Below are 15,943 nucleotides of genomic sequence, written 5' to 3'. Positions count from 1 at the left end.
GCCTCTCCTACAACGTGAAGAGCGTCTGGATGGCGACCGCGGCGGCGCCGCGCGCCCAGTGCTCGAACGTCCGGGGGCGCAGGATCAGGCGGCAGTCGGCGGCGGCGCCGAACGCCTGGCCGGCGAAGGCCTCGGTCATCAGCTCCTCGAAGCGGCCGTAGCAGGTCAGCCCGGAGACGTCGCCCGTCACGATGATGCGCTCGGGTCCGACCAGGTTGGCCATGGCGGCCGTGGCCAGGCCGATGGCGTGCCCCGCCCTGGCGAAGACGGCGCGGACCGCCTCGTCCCCCGCGTGGGCGGCCTCGATCGCGCCCTCCATCGTCAGCTCCGCGTCGCCGACGGCCGCCCGCGCCGCCTCCAGGAGGGGCCCGGTGCCGGCGATCGCCTCGACGCACCCGCGCCCGCCGCAGTGGCAGGGCGGATCCTGCCCGCCCACGGGGATGTGCGCGATCTCCCCCGCGACCCCGTGCGATCCCGCCACCAGCCGGTCGTTGACCACGAGCCCGCACCCGATGCCGACGCCCACGGTAACCAGCGCGAACGACGACGCGCCGATCCCCTCGCCGAACCACTGCTCCGCCACGGTGAGCGACTTCACGTCGTTCTCGACGGTCACGGCGAGCCCGGTCGCCTCCGCCGCCAGCTTGGCGAGCGGCACCTGCCGCCAGCCGAGGAAGGGCGAGTAACGCACCACCCCGTGGGCCCTGTCGACGTCGCCGGAGACCGCCAGCCCGAGCGAGTGGCAGCGCTCGCCGTACGACGGGGACTCGGCGAGCAGCCCCGCGACGAACCCGGCGAGCGCCGCCACCACGTCGCCCACTGCGGCAGAGGTGAGTGGCCTGCGGGCGGAGACCAGCACCTGCGCCCGCAGGTCCGTGACCACCCCGATGAGCTCGTCTCCGGTGATCTTCACGCCGGTGAAGAACTCTCTGTCCGGCCTGATTTCCAGAGGGCTGGCCGGCCGGCCCGCCCCCGGGCCCGAGCGCTCGGTCGCTTCCATCTCCCGCAGATACCCCGCCTCGATGAACGGCCGCGCCGCCTTGGTGACGGCCGCAGAGGACAGCCCCGTGCGCCTGGCGATCTCCACCCGCGAGACGGGCCCCTGCGTCAGGACCATGGTGAACACCGTGGCCGCGGCGGGGCTCGTCAGCGGTTCTGGGCGGCGCACGGAAGCGAGCATGGCCGCATCTTAGCAAATTAACTTCGTTAAGAATTGAATTGCTACAGCCCATCGACCGGGACAACGATCTTAGTAACCTCCGCCACCCACGCACGAGGAGACCTGATGCGCCGCTACGCGTTCGTCGGCCTTGGACACCGGGCCGCGACCTACTTCGACGCCCTGCTGGGCGACTACCGCGACCTGGGCGTCCCGGTCGCGCTGTGCGACACGAACCCCGCGCGGATGGCCCTCTATGACCGGGGCCTCGGCCTGGCGGCCTACCGGGCCGAGGACTTCACGCTGATGCTGGAGAAGGAGCGCCCCGACGTGGTCGTGGTGACCACGCCCGACTTCACCCATCACCACTACGTGTGCGCGGCGCTCGACCGCGGCCGGGCGGTGGTCGTCGAGAAGCCGCTCACCACGACCGCCGAGGGGTGCGCCGCCATCGCGGAGTCCGCCCGGGACGGCGACCTGACGGTGACGTTCAATTACCGCTACTCCCCGCGGAACTCCGAGGTGAAACGGCTGCTCCGGGAGGGGGCGATCGGCACGGTCACCTCCGTGCACTTCGAGTGGGTGCTCGACACCATGCACGGCGCCGACTACTTCCGCCGCTGGCACCGCGACAAGGCCAACTCCGGAGGCCTGCTCGTGCACAAGGCCACCCATCACTTCGACCTGGTCAACTGGTGGCTCGGCGCCGTCCCCCGCACCGTCTACGCCCAGGCCGACCTGCGCTTCTACGGCGGCGACAACGCTCCCGGGCCACGCCCGGCGCGCGGCCACGGCTCGGGCCTCGCCGGGACCGACCCCTTCACGATCGACCTGGCCGCCCACCCCCGGCTCAAGGAGCTCTACCTCGACGCCGAGCACGAGGACGGCTACCTCCGCGACCAGGACGTCTTCGCCCCCGGCGTCACCATCGAGGACAACATGTCGGTGCTCGTCCGCTACGACGACCGGGCGCTGCTCACCTACTCCCTCAACGCCCATGCCCCCTGGGAGGGATACCGGGTGGCGTTCAACGGCACCGAGGGCCGCCTCGAACTCGACGTCGTCGAGCGGGAGTGGGCCGCCCCCGAGTCCGCGCCGGTCCTCGGCAAGGGCGCCAGGCGCCTCGGCCCCGCCGATGCCGACCGCGTGCGAGGCGAGCGGATCGTCCTCCAGCGGCACTGGGAGCCGGCCCGCGAGGTCGCCATCCCCACGGGGTCCGGCGGGCACGGCGGCGGCGACCGGCTGCTGCTCGACGACGTGTTCCGGGGGACCGCGACCGACCCGCTGGGCCGCAGGGCCGGGGCCGAGGACGGGATCCGCGGCGTCCTGGTCGGCGTCGCGGCCAACCGGTCCATCGACTCCGGCCGGCCCGTCCATCTGGCCGACGGGGGGCTCCACCTGGCGTGACCGCGACTGGGAGGGCTTAAGGCTCTGTGGCGGGGAAGAACCCGGCGTCGAAGGTCACCTTGGCGAGGGCCTTCTGCCCGTCGGCGTTGGGGTGGAAGTAGTCCCACGCGCTCACGAGCTTCAGGGTGAAGGGGTAGGAGAAGACCGCGCCGCCGTCGTACCGGCAGGCGGGGCCGTACCGCGCGCATGCCTGCTTGAGCTGGTCGTTGTAGTCCATGACCCGCTCTCGCACCTGGTCGCGGCGGGCCTCGTCCTTCTTCGCCATCGACTTCGGGTTGGCCAGCATCGAGGGGCAGATGTTGCCGATGGCCCAGAATGTCCGGGCCCAGGCGTTGTCCCTGCCCGCCCGCCACAGCCGCTTCAGGTCGGGGATGCTGGCGACGAACACGTTCGCCCCGGCCGGCTTCAGCACGGCCAGCGCCTCGTCGATCCGCTGCCGGTAGGTCGAGACCGGGGTCATGGCCTTCGCCGACCCCACGCACGCGTCCTGGGCGCCGATCAGGATCGTGACGTAGTCGGCGCCCTTCTCCACCGCCTGGCGCGCCTGTCCCACGAGGTCGGCGCTGGTGGACCCGGGAACCGCGAAGTTCAGGTTGTGCCCCTTGATGGCCGGGCCGAGGGCGAGCAGCCGCAGGTAGTGGCTGTTGACCTCGGTGTTGTCACCGGCGGACCAGGACCGCGAGGTGCACGGGACGTACCAGCCGCAGGCGTTGAAGCCCGCGCTTATCGAGTCTCCCAGCGCGGCCAGGACCCTCGGGCTCGTCTGTGCCCGCGTCTGTGGCCGCGTCTGTGGCCGCGTCTGGGGTCTCGTCTGTGGCCGCGTCTGGGCGTGGGCCGTGCCGGGTCCGAAGAGAACCGCCACAGCCAGGACTGACGTGATCTTCTTGATCATGAACACCTCCGGGAGACCAAACGTAGAGATCGCCAGGAGGTGTGCTCTATGACCACCAGGGAAGGCGTGCCTTCCGTGACCAACTTCCTATCGCCGCTTGACACAGGGAGCTCCGCTGCGCGGGGGGCCGTGTCGAACACGTTCAGTTCCTGCGTAAAGTGAGTCGCGTGAGTGTCGCTCTGATCCGCCCCCTCGTGGTTCGCACGGTCGCGGTGAGCGACCCCAGGAATCTGCTCACCCGGCTGCCCGGCGCCGGGCCGTACGCCTGGGTCCGGCACGGCGAAGGGCTCGTGGGCTGGGGAGAGGCCGCCCGCGCGACGGTGCCGCCCGGTCCGGGCCGTTTCCAGTGGGCGCGCGAGTGGCTGTCGTCCCTCTTCGGCGACGCCCGCATCGAGGACGAGGTCGGGATGCCGGGCTCGGGCCCCGTGGCGTTCGGCTCGTTCACCTTCGACGGCGACGCCGAGGGCTCCACGCTGGTCCTCCCCCGGGTGGTGCTCGCCCGCAGGGGCGGGCGGGCGTGGCTCACCACGATCGGCGACGACCCGTTCGACGCGGTCACGCCCTGGTTACCCCCCGGCGGCATCCGCTACGGCGACGGCACGCTGACCGCCCCCGAATGGCAGCACACGGTCGCGAGAGCCGTACGGAAGATCAAGACGGGCGCGCTCGACAAGGTCGTGCTGGCCCGCGACCTAATGGCCACGGCCGAGCGGGAGATCGACATCCGGGTGCTGCTCTCACGGCTGGCCGCCCGCTATCCGGAGTGCTACACCTTCTCCGTCGGCGGTCTGGTCGGAGCCACCCCCGAGCTGCTGGTCCGGCACACCGGCCAGTCCATCGAGTCCCTCGTCCTCGCCGGCACCACCGCGCGCGGCGGCGGGCCGGCCGAGGACGCGGCCCGCGGGGCCGCCCTGTTCGCCTCTGGGAAGGACCGCTACGAGCACGTCTGCGCCGTCGCGTCGGTCAGGGAGGCCCTCACTCCCCTGTGCTCGGCCCTCGACGTGCCCGCCCAGCCCGAGTTGCTGGTGCTCCCGAACGTGCAGCATCTCGCCAGCCGGGTCACCGGCCGGCTGTCGGACGGCGCGTCCGTCCTCGACGTGGTGGCCGCCATGCACCCCACGGCCGCCGTCGGCGGCACCCCCACCGGCACCGCCCTCAACGTGATCCGCGAGCTGGAGGGCATGGACCGCGCCGGCTACGCCGGACCCGTCGGCTGGATCGACGCGCGCGGCGACGGCGAGTGGGGCATCGCCCTGCGCTGTGCCCAGATCTCCGGTGACCGTGCCCGGCTGTTCGCCGGCTGCGGCATCATGGGCGGCTCCGACCCCGCCGCCGAGCTCGCGGAGGCACAGGCCAAGCTCCGCGTGATGCAGTACGCCCTGGAGGGGTGAGCGCCGGAGGCTGACGGGCCCGCAAGGGTCCGCTCGCTCACTCCCCGCGGAGGGACTCGATGCGGGCCAGTTCGTCCGCGGAGAGCCGCAGCGCGCCGGCGGCCACGTTCTCGGCCAGGTGATCGGGGTTTCCGGTGCCGGGGATGGCCAGCACATGCGGCCCGCCCTGCAGGGTCCACGCCAGGCGAATCTGAGCGCCCGTGGCCCCGTGCGCGCGGGCGATGGCGAGGATCTCCTCGGTCTCAGTGCCGGTCGCGCCCTTCTCCCGACCGGCGCCGGCGATCGCGAAGAACGGCACGAAGGCGACACCCTGCTCACCGCAGGCGCGCAGGAACTCGTCGTCCTCGCGCCCCGCGTCGATGCCGTACCGGTTCTGCACGCACACCACCGGCGCGATGGCCTGAGCCTCGGCCAGGCGTTCTGGCTTCGCGTTGGAGATGCCGAGGTGGCGGATCAGCCCGGCGTCGCGCAGCTCGGCCAGCGCCCCGAAATGCTCATGGATGGGACCCGGTCCGTAGAGACGCAGGTTGACCAGGTCGAGGTGGTCGCGGCCGAGCTGGCGCAGGTTCTCCTCGACCTGGCCGCGCAGCTGCTTCGGCGTGGCCCAGGGCAGCCACTCGCCCGACGGATCGCGGCCCGGCCCCACCTTGGTGGCGATGACCAGATCATCCGGGTACGGCGCGAGCGCACTGTTGATGAGCTCATTGGCGGAGCGCAGCGACGAGAAGTAGAACGCGGCGGTGTCGATGTGGTTGACACCGAGCTCGATCGCGCGCCGCAACACACGGATCGAACGTTCCCGGTCGCTCGGCGTGCCGAGGTCGAAGGCGGCGCTGCCGGTCAGGCGCATCGCCCCGAATCCCATCCGGTTGACTGTCAGGTCGCCGAGCTTCCAGGCGCCCGCGGCCGCCGCGGTGATCGCTGAGGTCATCATGGCAGTGTGCCATATCCCCGAACAGCATCTCCCCCGGTCAAAGCCGACAGGACTCTTGCCGGTCCTAGATCAGCTTCGCTCTGCCACGTGTCACTCGGCCACGTGGACGTGCTCGCCGAGGCTGGGGACGGCCCGGCCGGCGGTCGCCGTGGCCAGCCACTCCTCGAACCCGGGCACGCCGTCCAGGGCGACGTTCACCTCGAACGTGACCCGGTCGCCGTAGTCCACGTGCCTCAGCGCGTACGGCGAGGCCCGCAGGTCGCTCTCCAACCGGCCCGCCTGGGCGTGGTCCGCCGTCACGCGCACGACCCTCGCCGGGATCATCCGCACGCTCTCCGCCCGGTCCAGCGTCTCACTGACGGCCCCGCCGTACGCCCTGGCGAGACCACCGGCCCCCAGCAGCACCCCGCCGAAGTAGCGGGTGACCACGGCGGCCACGTCCGCGTACCCGCGCCGGTTGAGGACCTCCAGCATCGGCGTCCCGGCGGTCCCGCCCGGCTCTCCGTCGTCGTCGGCCTTCTGCGCGCCGGAGTGCCCCGCCCGCGCCCCGATGACGTGCGCCGAGCAGTTGTGGGTCGCGTCACTCCAGCGCCGCTTGCGCTCGGCGACGAACTCCCGCGCGGCGTCCTCCGAGTCCACAGGGGCCAGCGCGCAGATAAACCGCGAGTGCCGGACCTCGATCTCATGCTCGGTGACATCACGGACGGTCAGGTACGGCACGGGCATCCGACAAGGCTAGCCAATCCGCCACGCGGCTCCGCCCGGCGGGTGTCAGGCCCCGACGGTGCCGTCGATTCCCTCGCGGAGGAAGTCGGCGTGCCCGTTGTGCCGGGCGTACTCGTGGATCAGGTGCAGCATGACCATCCGGAGCGACACGTCCTCACCCCACCGGGGCTGATGGCCGATCACGTCGAGCGACTCCGCCTCCCGCTCGATCCGGCGTGAGTGGGCGATCTCCGCCTGCCATGCCTCGAACGCCTCCGACCGCGTGGACTTGCTCGCGTCGTAGGCCGTCTGGTAGTCGCCCTCCTCGGACCACACGAGCGGGACGTCCTCCCCGTTGACGGCCCGGCGGAACCACGCGCGCTCCACCTCGGCCATGTGCCGCACCAGGCCCAGCAGTGACAGCGTCGAGGGCGGCATCGACTGGCGGCGCAGATCCTCGTCCGAGAGGCCGTCGCACTTCATGGCGAGCGTCGCACGGTGAAAGTCGAGGTGGGCCCGCAGCATCTCGCGCTCCCCCGCGATCAGGGGCGGCCCGATCCGTTCGGTCGTCGCTTTTTCTGTTTCCACGGCCTCAATGGTGCCCGGCTCTGCCAGGTTCGCGGTCACAGGGGCCGGCCTTTACAAAGTACGGACTGCCGACGCGAGCCGAGAGTCAGCCGGCAAATCACCGGCACCGCGCCTTCCCCGGCCTGATCTCCGGGTTCATCTGTTTCTGATGTCGCGGAGCGTCCAGCGGAGGTCGGGGAGGTTGACCACGATGGCCTCCTGTGAGCTGCGCGCGATGACGACGACCGCCTCGTTGTCCGGGTCGGGGTTCTCCTCGCGGTGCGGCACGAAGGGCGGCACGAAGATGTAGTCGCCGGGCCGGGTGTCGACCCGCACCTCCCGCGGCTCGTCGCCGTCCCCTTCGATGTCCCCGTCGATGTCGAGGAACACGAACGACGGTGTGCCGCTGACCACGTAGATGGCGGTCTCGGAGTCACCGTGGTGGTGGTTCGCCGACGACGTGGCCGGGGCGACGTGGGTCTGCCCCATCCAGAGCCGCGACGAGCCGACGGTGGCCCCGCTGATCGCGGCCCGGCGGTGCATCCCGGACGTCTGCGCCGTCTCCGACGTCAGCCCACCGGGGACGATGTGGTGCAGCCGCCGATGGAACGGGTCCTCCGGCAGATCGACAAGATCCGGCAAAGCGGGCACGTCAGTCATGGTTCTCCTCCTCCTGCGCGCCTCCGATGGCGCGCCGGACAATCATGGTCTCTCGTCACTGTCCGACGCATGGGCGGCGAGGACGCCGAACGCCCCGTCGTGGTAGAGCAGCGGTCCGTGCCCGTGCTCCACGTCGCCGCCGGTGACCAGGCCGATCACGAGCCGGTGGTCCCCCGCGATGAACCGCTCCTGGACGCTGCAGCGCAGCCACGCCGCCACGCCGTCCAGCACGGGTTCACCGGTCGGCAGGGAGCTCCAGCGGGTCCGCGGGCCGAACCTGTCCGCGCCCTTGCGGGCGAACAGCCCGGCCACGTCGCGCTGCCCCGCCGACAGGATGTGGACGACGAAACTGTCGGTGTCCCGGATGGCGGGCCAGCTCGACGAGCCGACCGAGATTCCGAACGACAGCAGCGGAGGGTCGAGCGACACCGACGCCACCGAGGTCGCCGTGAACCCGACGGGCCCGCCCTTCGACAGGGTGGTGACGACGGCGACGCCCGCGGCGTGCCGGCGGAACGCCGAGAGGAACACGTCACCTGCGGCGGCGGCCCTGGGCAGGCCGTTCTCGACCGCGTCGACGCTCATGCGCGGGCCTCCCCCGTCGTACGGCTCTCGCAAGGGCCGGTCTCGTGCCTGTGGTGAGGGGTCATGAGGGGATGCTCCCTTCGGCAAGCGCGTGCGCTCCCGCGCCGGTGAGGATGGTGTCGTCCTGGGGAGTGTGGATGCGGCTGCACAGCACGTCGCGGTAGTGCCGTTCGATCGGGTTCCCCCGATGCAGGCCGGGGTTTCCTATCAGCGCGATGCCGATCTCGACGGCCTTGATCGCGTTGCCGGTCACGGTGTATTTGACGAGCCCCGAGTCGGACGCCGGCTCTCCGGAGTCGACGGCGGCGGCCGTCGCGGAGAGCAGGCGGGAGTTGGTCAGCAGCAGCGCCTCGATCTCGCCCACCGCCGCCTGGAACCGGGGCAGCGAGGCCAGCGGCCTGCCGAGGTTGGCCGGGACCCGCTCGTTGAGGTAGCGGACCAGCCAGTCGCGGGCCGCTCTGGCCACGCCGTCGTAGACGGCGCTGAGCAGCACGTTGTTCCACGCCAGGAAGGGCAGGCCGCGCCCGGCGAGCGGCGCGCCGGGCGGGTTCACGTCCACGGCATGGTCGGCCGGGATCCGCGCGCCCGTGAAGATGACGTCGTCGCTGCGGGTGGCCCGCATGCCGAGGTGGTCCCAGGTCTCCTCTACGCGGTAGCCCGGCGTGCCGGCCTCCACCAGGAAGGCCCCGACGAGGGGGTTCTCGTCGTCCGTGCGTGCCCATACCGACAGCCAGCGCAGGGCGGGGATCCCGGTCGAGTAGATCTTGTGGCCGGTGACGCGCCAGCCGTCCTCCGACCGGGCGGCGACCGTCGCGGGCAGGCCGCCCCGGGCGGGGGTGCCCAGGTCGGGCTCAACCCGGAGGGCGTTGATCAGCGCCACGCCGTGGCGGTTCGATCGCTGCACGCGCGCCCGCACGGGGGCGGGCCACGGGTTGTCCGGGCGGGCGAGCGCGGCGTGCGCCATCAGATGCTGGGCGGTGACCAGGCCCACCGACGGGTCGGCCTTGCCCACCTCGCCCAGCACCGCGGCGGTCTCCGCGAGCCCGGCCCCTCCCCCGTCGAGTTCCTTCGGGAGCGTCAGCGTGAGCACTCCGGCGCGGTGCAGGTCGTCGAACGCCTCGTGCGGGAAGCTCGCCTCGCGGTCGTGCCGCTCCGCCCGCACCGCGATCCCGGCCAGCGCCTGGGCGAACTCGCTCTCTCTCACCGTCATGACGCGACCTCCCGGGAAAGCAGGCGCGGCGGCGCGAGCACGGTGACCGGCGGCGGGTCTCCGTCGAACCGTTCGACGTCGACCCGCGCGTGCTGCCCGGCGCATCCCTGGGACAGGCGCGAGGACGGCACGTCGGTGGTGAGGACGTTGGGGTTCCCGTGCACGCACAGATCTCCCAGCGGGTCGTACCACGCGCCTGTCGCGAGCTGGACGACGCCGGGGCGCAGGTCTTCGGACAGTACGGCTCCCGAGAGGCAGGCGCCTCTGTCGTTGAACACCCGGACGACGTCGCCATCGGCGATGCCACGGGCGGATGCGTCAGAGGGATGCATGCTCAGCGGCTCCCTTTCCGAGATCTTGCTCGCCTGGCTGACCGCTCCGGGGTCGAGCTGGCTGTGCAGCCGGGTCGACGGCTGGTTCGCGATCAGGAACAGCGGATGAGGGTCCGGGCCGGGGTCCAGCCAGACCGGGTGGCCCGGGCAGTCGTCGTAACCGAATCCCGCCACGGTCGCCGAGGTGATCTCGATGCCGCCGCTCGGCGTCCGGAGCGGGTTGGCTTCCGGGTCGGCCCGGAAACGCTCGAATAGTGTCTCGCGCTCGGGCCCGGGCGGCAGCTCCAGCTCTCCCTCATCCCAGAACTCCGCGAAAGGCGGCACCGAGAACGGGGCCGTCTCGCGCCAGGCCGTGTAGAGGTGCTCCAGCCACTGCCGTGCCGTACGGCCCTCGGTGAACTCATCGTAGACGCCGAGCCGCGCGGCGAGCCCGGCGAGGATGTCGTAGTCGTCGCGGGCCTCGCCGTACGGCTCGACCGCCCGGCGCATGGCTATGAGGTGGGTGTCCCGGCGGCCGCTGCCGAAGTCGTCGCGTTCGAGCGTGCTCGTCGCGGGGAGCACGATGTCCGCGTGCCGGGCGGTGGCCGTCCAGTACGGCTCGTGCACGACGATCGTGTCGGGCCTGGCGAACGCCCGGCGCAGCCGGTTGAGGTCCTGATGGTGGTGGAACGGGTTCCCGCCCGCCCAGTAAACGAGTCGAATATCCGGATATTTCAGTGTCTGTCCGTTGTAGTCGTAGGCCTCCCCCGGATGCAGCAGCATGTCGGCGATCCGGGCCACCGGGATGAACGTGGAGACAGGATTGCGCCCCTGCGGCAGGTGGGGCACGCGCCCGGTCCGCTCAGCGGTCGGCCCGTGGTCGCCCACGTCCCCCATCGACCCGTAGCCGTGGCCGAAGCCACCGCCCGGCAGGCCGATCTGGCCGAGCAGCGCGGCCAGGGCGATCCCCGCCCACACCGGCTGCTCGCCGTACCGGATGCGCTGCAGTGACCAGGTCACGGTGATCAGCGTGCGAGAGCGCGCCATGCGCCGGGCGAGCTCCCGGATGCCGTCGGCGGAAATGCCGCAGACCCCCGCGGCCCAGTCCGCGTCCTTCGGCGCGTCCTGCGAGAGGAGATAGCGCTCGAACGAGCCGAACCCGGTGCAGTAGCGGTCGAGGAAGTTCCGGTCGTGGAGTCCTTCCGAGACGAGGGTGTGGGCCAGGGCGAGCATCAGCGCGACGTCGGTGCCCGGCCTGATGGGATACCAGCGGGCGTCGAGGGGGAAGTCGGCCCGGAGCGGGCTGATCAGCGCCACCTCGGCCCTGAGCGACTTCAGGTGGCCGGGGGTGACGTGGCGGGTCACGCCGCCGGGAGTGACGTAGACGTTCTTCTCGGGGACGCCGCCGAAGGCCACCAGCAGCTCGGTGTTCTCGGTGATCGTGGGCCAGGTGGAGGCGCGTCGCACCACCTGCTCGGAGTCCCCCACCACGTGGGGGAGGAGCACCAACGACGTGCCGAGGCTGTAGGAGTTGCGCGACGAGGTGTAGCCCCCGGCGAGGCCGAGGAACCGGTGGAGCTGGCTCTGCGCGTGATGGAACCGCCCCGCGCTGGCCCAGCCGTACGACCCTCCGAAGACGGCCTCGTTTCCCGGCCCGCGCCGGACGCGGTCGAGCTCGGCGGCCACCAGGTCGAGGGCCTCGTCCCATGCGACCTCGACGAACTCCTCACCGGCCGACCGGGCGCGGGGCCCCGGGCCGTGCTTCAGCCAGCTCCGCCGTACGGCCGGCCGGGCGACGCGGGTCGGGTGCCGCAGCGCGCTCGCCACGTTGCCGAGGAGCGGCGACGGCGCGGGATCCGCCGGGTGGGGGATCACCTCGACCTCCCCCCGGCTCATCCGCACGCCGAACGCCCCCCAGTGGGACGTGGTGGGGGTCAGGCGGGTCACGCTCCCGCGCCCACGGTGACTCGTTGCCGCTCGGCCGCCCCCGCGCGGAGCAGCGGAACCAGCCCGCCGCCCCACTCGACCACGTCGTCCACGGGGTCGAATCCGCGAATGAGGAAGGTGGTGACGCCCAGGTCGTAGTACTTGAGCAGGGCCTCGGCGACCTGCTCGGGCGTCCCGACCACGGCGGTCGAGTTGCCGCCGGGCCCGGTCAGGTTGGTGACGCCGTACCACAGCCGCTCGTCGTGGACATCGCCATGCGCGCCCTGCTCCTGGAGCCGCGTGGCGCCCACCGACGTGGACTCGCGGCCGAACCCCTGTCCCCACTTCCCCGCGCCGACCCGCTCGGCGGTCGCGGCGCGGATCCGCTCGGCCCGGTCCCACGCCTCCTTTTCGGTGGGTGCCACGATGGGCCGGGTGGACAGGCTGAACCTGACCGTGCGGCCGTGCCGGGCAGCCTCCTCACGGACGGCGGCGACGCGCTCGGCGATCTGCGCGAGCGGCTCACCCCACAGCATGTAGACGTCGGCGTGCTCGGCCCCCACGCGGACGGCGGCCGGAGACGCTCCGCCGAAGTACAGCGGCACCTCGCCGTACGGCTTGACCGAGCTGAAGGCGCCCTGGAACCGGTAGAAGCCGCCCTCGTGGTCGAACGGCTGCTCCGAGGTGAGGGCGCGGCGCAGCACGCTCATGAACTCGGCGGTCCGGCTGTAGCGGTCGTCGTGGTTGAGGTAGTCGCCGTCGCGTTTCTGGTCGAGCTCGTCGCCGCCGGTGATGTGGTGGATCGCCACCCGCCCCGCGCCGGTCAGGTTCTCCAGCGTCGCGAGCTTGCGGGCCACCAGCGTGGGCTGGACGAAGCCGGGCCGGTGGGCGATGAGAACCTTGAGCCGCTCGGTGGCGTGCAGCACGGACGCGGCTACGGCGAACCCGTCAGGGCCGGTCGCGCCGTAGCCGATGAGGACCCGGTCGAACCCGGCCTCCTCGTGCGCCCGCGCGAACCGCGTCAGGTACGCCGCGTCGACCGGTGATCCTTCGACGCGCCCGTGGGTCTCCGAGATGTCGTTGGTGGCCACCATGCCGAGGATTTCGATGGACATGTGGGGCTCCTACCTGAAGGCGGGGCTGAGGGCGGGGCGGCGCTCGTTGACGAGCCGGATGAGGGTGCCGTAGTCGACCGCGTCGGCGTGGGGCGAGTAGCCGCGGATCAGCAGCGTCGTGACGCCGATGTCCACGTAGTCGACCAAGGCGTCCGCGACCTGCTCATGGCTGCCGACGAGCGCGGTCGAGTTGCCTCCCGCGCCGGTGGCCTTGGCGAGGGCCGTCCACAGCCGCTTGTCGTGGACCTCTCCCTGGTCGGCGTACTTGAGCAGCCGCCTTGACCCCTCGGCGTTCGCGGGGTCGATTTTGAAGGTCTTGCGGAGGTCGCCGATGCGCTCCTTGGTCACCTCCAGGATGTCCTGGGCGCGGGCCCAGGCCGCCTCCTCCGTCTCGCCGGTGATAGGGCGGAGGCTGACGCTGAAGCGCGGGTCCCGGCCGTGGGGCGCGGCGGCTGCCCGGACCTGGTCGATCCGCTCCTTGATGCCCGCGATCGGCTCACCCCAGAAGGCGTAGACGTCGGCGTGCTTGGCGCCGACGCGGACGGCGTCGGCGGATGCGCCGCCGAAGTAGATGGGAATCCGGCCCTCCGGCCGGACCGCCGACCACCCTCCCGCCACCCGGTAGAACTCGCCCTCGTAGTCGAAGGGCGTCTCGGACTCCCACTCCTTGCGCAGGACGTCGAGGAACTCGCCGGTCCTGCGATACCTGGTCTCCTTGTCGCTGAAGTCACCGTCGCGGGCCTGGTCGGCGTCGTCACCACCGGTGATCACGTGCAGCGCCACCCGGCCCGGGTGGAAGGCGTCGAGCGTGGCGAACTTGCGCGCCGCGACCGTGGGCGCCACGAAGCCGGGGCGGTGCGCGAGCAGCACGCCCAGGCGGGTCGTGGCGGTCAGGGCCTGGTCGGCCACGATGAACGCGTCAGGGCTGCTCGACCAGTGCGCGACCAGCACCCGGTCGAATCCCGACTCCTCATGCGCCCGCGCCAGCCCGCGCACGTATTCGGGCTGGATCAGCGGACCCTCCGCCGCCGTGCTCTCGCTGGTCTCCTGTGTGCTGACGAGGCCGATGAACTCAACCATGGGCGTGATTCCTTTCCAGGCGGGATGCGGCCGAGGGCCAGGTGGCGGCGTGATGGCATGCGACGTGACGGTCGCCCGAGACGGCCGTCTCGGGCTGGATCGCGCATTCCGAGGTGGCGAACGGGCATCGGTGGGCGAACACGCAGCCGCCCGCGACACCTGTCGGACCGGCCGGGCGGAGGGCCGCGAGCGAATGTCCGTGCACACCGCTGACGCGGGGCGCGGAGGCCACCAGCAGCGCGGTGTACGGATGGCGCGGGTCGCGGAAGACGTCCGTGACGGGGCCGTCCTCGACGATCCGGCCCCTGTACAGCACGGCGACCCGGTCGGCGATCCCCGCGAGCGAGCCCAGGTCGTGGGAGATCACCACCACGCCGATGCCGAGCTCCCGGCGGAGGTCCTCCAGCAGCCTGAGGATGTGGTTGCGGTTCGACGCGTCGAGCGCGCTCACCGGCTCGTCGCAGACGAGCAGCCGCGGGCCGGAGACGATGGCCCGGGCGATCGAGACCCGCTGGCGCTGGCCTCCGGAGATCTGCCCCGGCATGCGGCCCGCCACGGAGGAGTCCAGCCCGACCAGTTCGAGCGCCCGCACGACCTTCTCCCGGCGCTCGGCGGCGGGCACGCTCTGGACGGCCGGGCCCTCCCCGACGATCGCCGCGACGGTCAGGTCGGGGTCGAGCGAGCGCAGCGGATCCTGGAACACGAGCTGGACCCGTCCCGTGCGCCGGAACGCCCGCAGGCGCGAGCCGTCCAGGGTGGACACCGGAGCGCCCTCCACCTCGACGACGCCGCGGAGCGGCCTGACGAGACCGAAGATCGTGCGGGCGAGCGTGGTCTTGCCCGACCCGGTCTCGCCGACGATCCCGACGATCTCCCCCGCCCGCACGGTGAGGCTCACGTCCCGGAGGATCGGTACGGCGGGGCGGCCGAGGGAGACGTCGATCCCGCGCACGGCGAGCAGCGGAGCCTCCGGGGAGGCCGCCGCCGCCGCGTCCCGGGCTGGAGCGGGCGCGCTCATCGGGCTTCTCCCATGAGAGCTCCGGCCCCGGCCAGGGCCACCTCGCTCGCCCGGACGCACCGTACGGCACGGCCGTCCGCGACCGGGGTCAGCGGGATCTCGCCCTCTCGGCAGGCGACGGCGGCGAAGGCGCACCGCTCGGCGAAGCGGCAGCCTGTGATGGCCGCGCCCACAGGCGGCGGCTGTCCGGGGATGACGTCCAGCGTGCGGCGCCCCCAGTCGCCGACCGACGCGACACGCAGCAGCGCCTCGGTGTAGGGGTGGCAGGGCGAGGACAGGACCTCCTCGGTCGGCCCGGACTCGACGATCTCACCGCCGTAGAACACGGCGATCCGGTCGCACAGCTCGGCGACCACCGCGAGATCGTGGGAGACGAACACGATGGACAGGCCCCGCTCGCGCCGGAGCCGGCCGAGCAGCTCCAGCACCTCGGCCTGAACCGTCACGTCGAGCGCGGTCGTCGCCTCGTCGGCGACGAGGAGATCGGGGTCGCAGGAGACCGCGATCGCGATCAGGACCCGCTGCAGCATCCCACCGGACAGCTCGTGCGGATACTGCCCGTATACGCGCGCCGGGTCGTGCAGGCCCATCGCGCCGAGCAGCTCGACCGCCCTGGCGCGCGCCGCCCGGCGCGGCAGCCCGGCCTTCACCCGCAGGACCTCGGCGAGCTGGGCGCCCACGGTTAGGGAGGGGTTGAGGTAGGAGGCCGGGTCCTGGAAGACGGCGCCGATCCTGACGCCCCGGACGGCCTCCCACTGGCGGCGGCCGAATGCCGTCAGGTCCTCCCCGCCGAACTCGACGCTGCCGCCGGTGATGGCGCAGCCGGGGGCGAGCACGCCGAGGACGGCACGGCAGGTGAGCGTCTTGCCGCTCCCGGACTCCCCGACGAGCCCCACCGACTCGCCGGGGGCGACGTCGAAGGAGACGCCGCGAACGGCCTCCACTCCCCCGCCGACCGTCACCCGGAGGTCTGTCACGCTCAG

15 protein-coding genes are annotated in these 15,943 nt (G+C 72.2%); 2 read left to right on the top strand and 13 right to left on the bottom strand.

Annotated features, from left to right (window positions below; all coding sequences use genetic code 11):
- Positions 1 to 7: 7 nt before the first annotated feature.
- Positions 8 to 1,180, bottom strand: a complete 1,173-nt coding sequence (locus ABH927_RS00420) for an ROK family protein (RefSeq protein ID WP_370017378.1) — start codon at positions 1,178 to 1,180, stop codon at positions 8 to 10.
- 105 nt (positions 1,181 to 1,285) lie between these two features.
- Here ABH927_RS00420 and ABH927_RS00415 point away from each other — a divergent pair, with 105 nt between their 5' ends.
- The gene (locus ABH927_RS00415) at positions 1,286 to 2,566 is read left to right on the top strand and encodes a Gfo/Idh/MocA family protein (protein WP_370017377.1); all 1,281 of its coding nucleotides are present in this window, start codon (positions 1,286 to 1,288) and stop codon (positions 2,564 to 2,566) included.
- A gap of 16 nt (positions 2,567 to 2,582) precedes the next feature.
- Here the strand turns inward: ABH927_RS00415 and ABH927_RS00410 are convergent, their stop codons facing one another.
- Positions 2,583 to 3,458, bottom strand: a complete 876-nt coding sequence (locus tag ABH927_RS00410) for an SGNH/GDSL hydrolase family protein (protein WP_370017376.1) — start codon at positions 3,456 to 3,458, stop codon at positions 2,583 to 2,585.
- 167 nt (positions 3,459 to 3,625) lie between these two features.
- Here ABH927_RS00410 and ABH927_RS00405 point away from each other — a divergent pair, with 167 nt between their 5' ends.
- A complete protein-coding gene (locus ABH927_RS00405) occupies positions 3,626 to 4,849 on the top strand; it encodes an isochorismate synthase MenF (RefSeq protein ID WP_370017375.1) in 1,224 nt (407 codons plus the stop codon).
- A 37-nt stretch (positions 4,850 to 4,886) separates the two neighbouring features.
- On the opposite strand, the gene ABH927_RS00400 is transcribed toward ABH927_RS00405, so the two are convergent.
- From ABH927_RS00400 to ABH927_RS00350, 11 genes are all read right to left on the bottom strand, one after another.
- Positions 4,887 to 5,780, bottom strand: a complete 894-nt coding sequence (locus ABH927_RS00400) for an oxidoreductase (RefSeq protein WP_370017374.1) — start codon at positions 5,778 to 5,780, stop codon at positions 4,887 to 4,889.
- Between the two features lie 93 nt (positions 5,781 to 5,873).
- On the bottom strand, positions 5,874 to 6,509 hold the full coding sequence (locus tag ABH927_RS00395; protein WP_370017373.1) for a YigZ family protein: 636 nt from the start codon (positions 6,507 to 6,509) through the stop codon (positions 5,874 to 5,876).
- A 45-nt stretch (positions 6,510 to 6,554) separates the two neighbouring features.
- Positions 6,555 to 7,076, bottom strand: coding sequence for a DinB family protein (locus ABH927_RS00390; RefSeq protein WP_370017372.1), 522 nt, complete (start codon positions 7,074 to 7,076; stop codon positions 6,555 to 6,557).
- A gap of 135 nt (positions 7,077 to 7,211) precedes the next feature.
- Positions 7,212 to 7,715, bottom strand: a complete 504-nt coding sequence (locus tag ABH927_RS00385; protein ID WP_370017371.1) for a cupin domain-containing protein — start codon at positions 7,713 to 7,715, stop codon at positions 7,212 to 7,214.
- Between the two features lie 42 nt (positions 7,716 to 7,757).
- Positions 7,758 to 8,300, bottom strand: coding sequence for a flavin reductase family protein (locus ABH927_RS00380; RefSeq protein WP_370017370.1), 543 nt, complete (start codon positions 8,298 to 8,300; stop codon positions 7,758 to 7,760).
- Positions 8,301 to 8,361: 61 nt separating this feature from the next.
- Positions 8,362 to 9,510 (bottom strand): acyl-CoA dehydrogenase family protein, encoded by a 1,149-nt coding sequence (locus tag ABH927_RS00375; RefSeq protein WP_370017369.1) that lies wholly within the window; start codon positions 9,508 to 9,510, stop codon positions 8,362 to 8,364.
- Positions 9,507 to 11,768, bottom strand: a complete 2,262-nt coding sequence (locus ABH927_RS00370) for a molybdopterin-dependent oxidoreductase (protein ID WP_370017368.1) — start codon at positions 11,766 to 11,768, stop codon at positions 9,507 to 9,509. The genes ABH927_RS00375 and ABH927_RS00370 overlap by 4 nt, the downstream gene beginning before the upstream one ends.
- Positions 11,765 to 12,862, bottom strand: a complete 1,098-nt coding sequence (locus ABH927_RS00365) for an LLM class flavin-dependent oxidoreductase (protein ID WP_370017367.1) — start codon at positions 12,860 to 12,862, stop codon at positions 11,765 to 11,767. The genes ABH927_RS00370 and ABH927_RS00365 overlap by 4 nt, the downstream gene beginning before the upstream one ends.
- Positions 12,863 to 12,871: 9 nt before the next feature.
- Positions 12,872 to 13,942 (bottom strand): LLM class flavin-dependent oxidoreductase, encoded by a 1,071-nt coding sequence (locus tag ABH927_RS00360; RefSeq protein ID WP_370017366.1) that lies wholly within the window; start codon positions 13,940 to 13,942, stop codon positions 12,872 to 12,874.
- Positions 13,935 to 14,960, bottom strand: coding sequence for an ABC transporter ATP-binding protein (locus tag ABH927_RS00355; protein WP_370017365.1), 1,026 nt, complete (start codon positions 14,958 to 14,960; stop codon positions 13,935 to 13,937). Before ABH927_RS00355 ends, ABH927_RS00360 begins: the two co-directional genes overlap by 8 nt.
- Complete coding sequence (locus tag ABH927_RS00350; RefSeq protein ID WP_370017828.1) at positions 14,957 to 15,937, bottom strand: ABC transporter ATP-binding protein; 981 nt, start codon at positions 15,935 to 15,937, stop codon at positions 14,957 to 14,959. The genes ABH927_RS00355 and ABH927_RS00350 overlap by 4 nt, the downstream gene beginning before the upstream one ends.
- Between the last annotated feature and the right edge of the window lie 6 nt (positions 15,938 to 15,943).

It is taken from the genome of Planotetraspora sp. GP83, from assembly GCF_041262585.1.
GTDB lineage: Bacteria > Actinomycetota > Actinomycetes > Streptosporangiales > Streptosporangiaceae > JAOEGB01.
The sequence above is the reverse complement of the archived record's forward strand: the minus strand, read 5'-3'. Positions and strand labels throughout refer to the sequence as shown.

What these genes read in the sequence shown, in the direction of transcription:
- ABH927_RS00420 (WP_370017378.1), bottom strand. Translation starts at nt 1,180, where the DNA reads ATGCTCGCTTCCGTGCGCCGCCCAGAACCGCTGACGAGCCCCGCCGCG.
- ABH927_RS00415 (WP_370017377.1), top strand. Translation starts at nt 1,286, where the DNA reads ATGCGCCGCTACGCGTTCGTCGGCCTTGGACACCGGGCCGCGACCTAC.
- ABH927_RS00410 (WP_370017376.1), bottom strand. Translation starts at nt 3,458, where the DNA reads ATGATCAAGAAGATCACGTCAGTCCTGGCTGTGGCGGTTCTCTTCGGA.
- ABH927_RS00400 (WP_370017374.1), bottom strand. Translation starts at nt 5,780, where the DNA reads ATGACCTCAGCGATCACCGCGGCGGCCGCGGGCGCCTGGAAGCTCGGC.
- ABH927_RS00395 (WP_370017373.1), bottom strand. Translation starts at nt 6,509, where the DNA reads ATGCCCGTGCCGTACCTGACCGTCCGTGATGTCACCGAGCATGAGATC.
- ABH927_RS00385 (WP_370017371.1), bottom strand. Translation starts at nt 7,715, where the DNA reads ATGACTGACGTGCCCGCTTTGCCGGATCTTGTCGATCTGCCGGAGGAC.
- ABH927_RS00380 (WP_370017370.1), bottom strand. Translation starts at nt 8,300, where the DNA reads ATGAGCGTCGACGCGGTCGAGAACGGCCTGCCCAGGGCCGCCGCCGCA.
- ABH927_RS00375 (WP_370017369.1), bottom strand. Translation starts at nt 9,510, where the DNA reads ATGACGGTGAGAGAGAGCGAGTTCGCCCAGGCGCTGGCCGGGATCGCG.
- ABH927_RS00365 (WP_370017367.1), bottom strand. Translation starts at nt 12,862, where the DNA reads ATGTCCATCGAAATCCTCGGCATGGTGGCCACCAACGACATCTCGGAG.
- ABH927_RS00360 (WP_370017366.1), bottom strand. Translation starts at nt 13,942, where the DNA reads ATGGTTGAGTTCATCGGCCTCGTCAGCACACAGGAGACCAGCGAGAGC.
- ABH927_RS00355 (WP_370017365.1), bottom strand. Translation starts at nt 14,960, where the DNA reads ATGAGCGCGCCCGCTCCAGCCCGGGACGCGGCGGCGGCGGCCTCCCCG.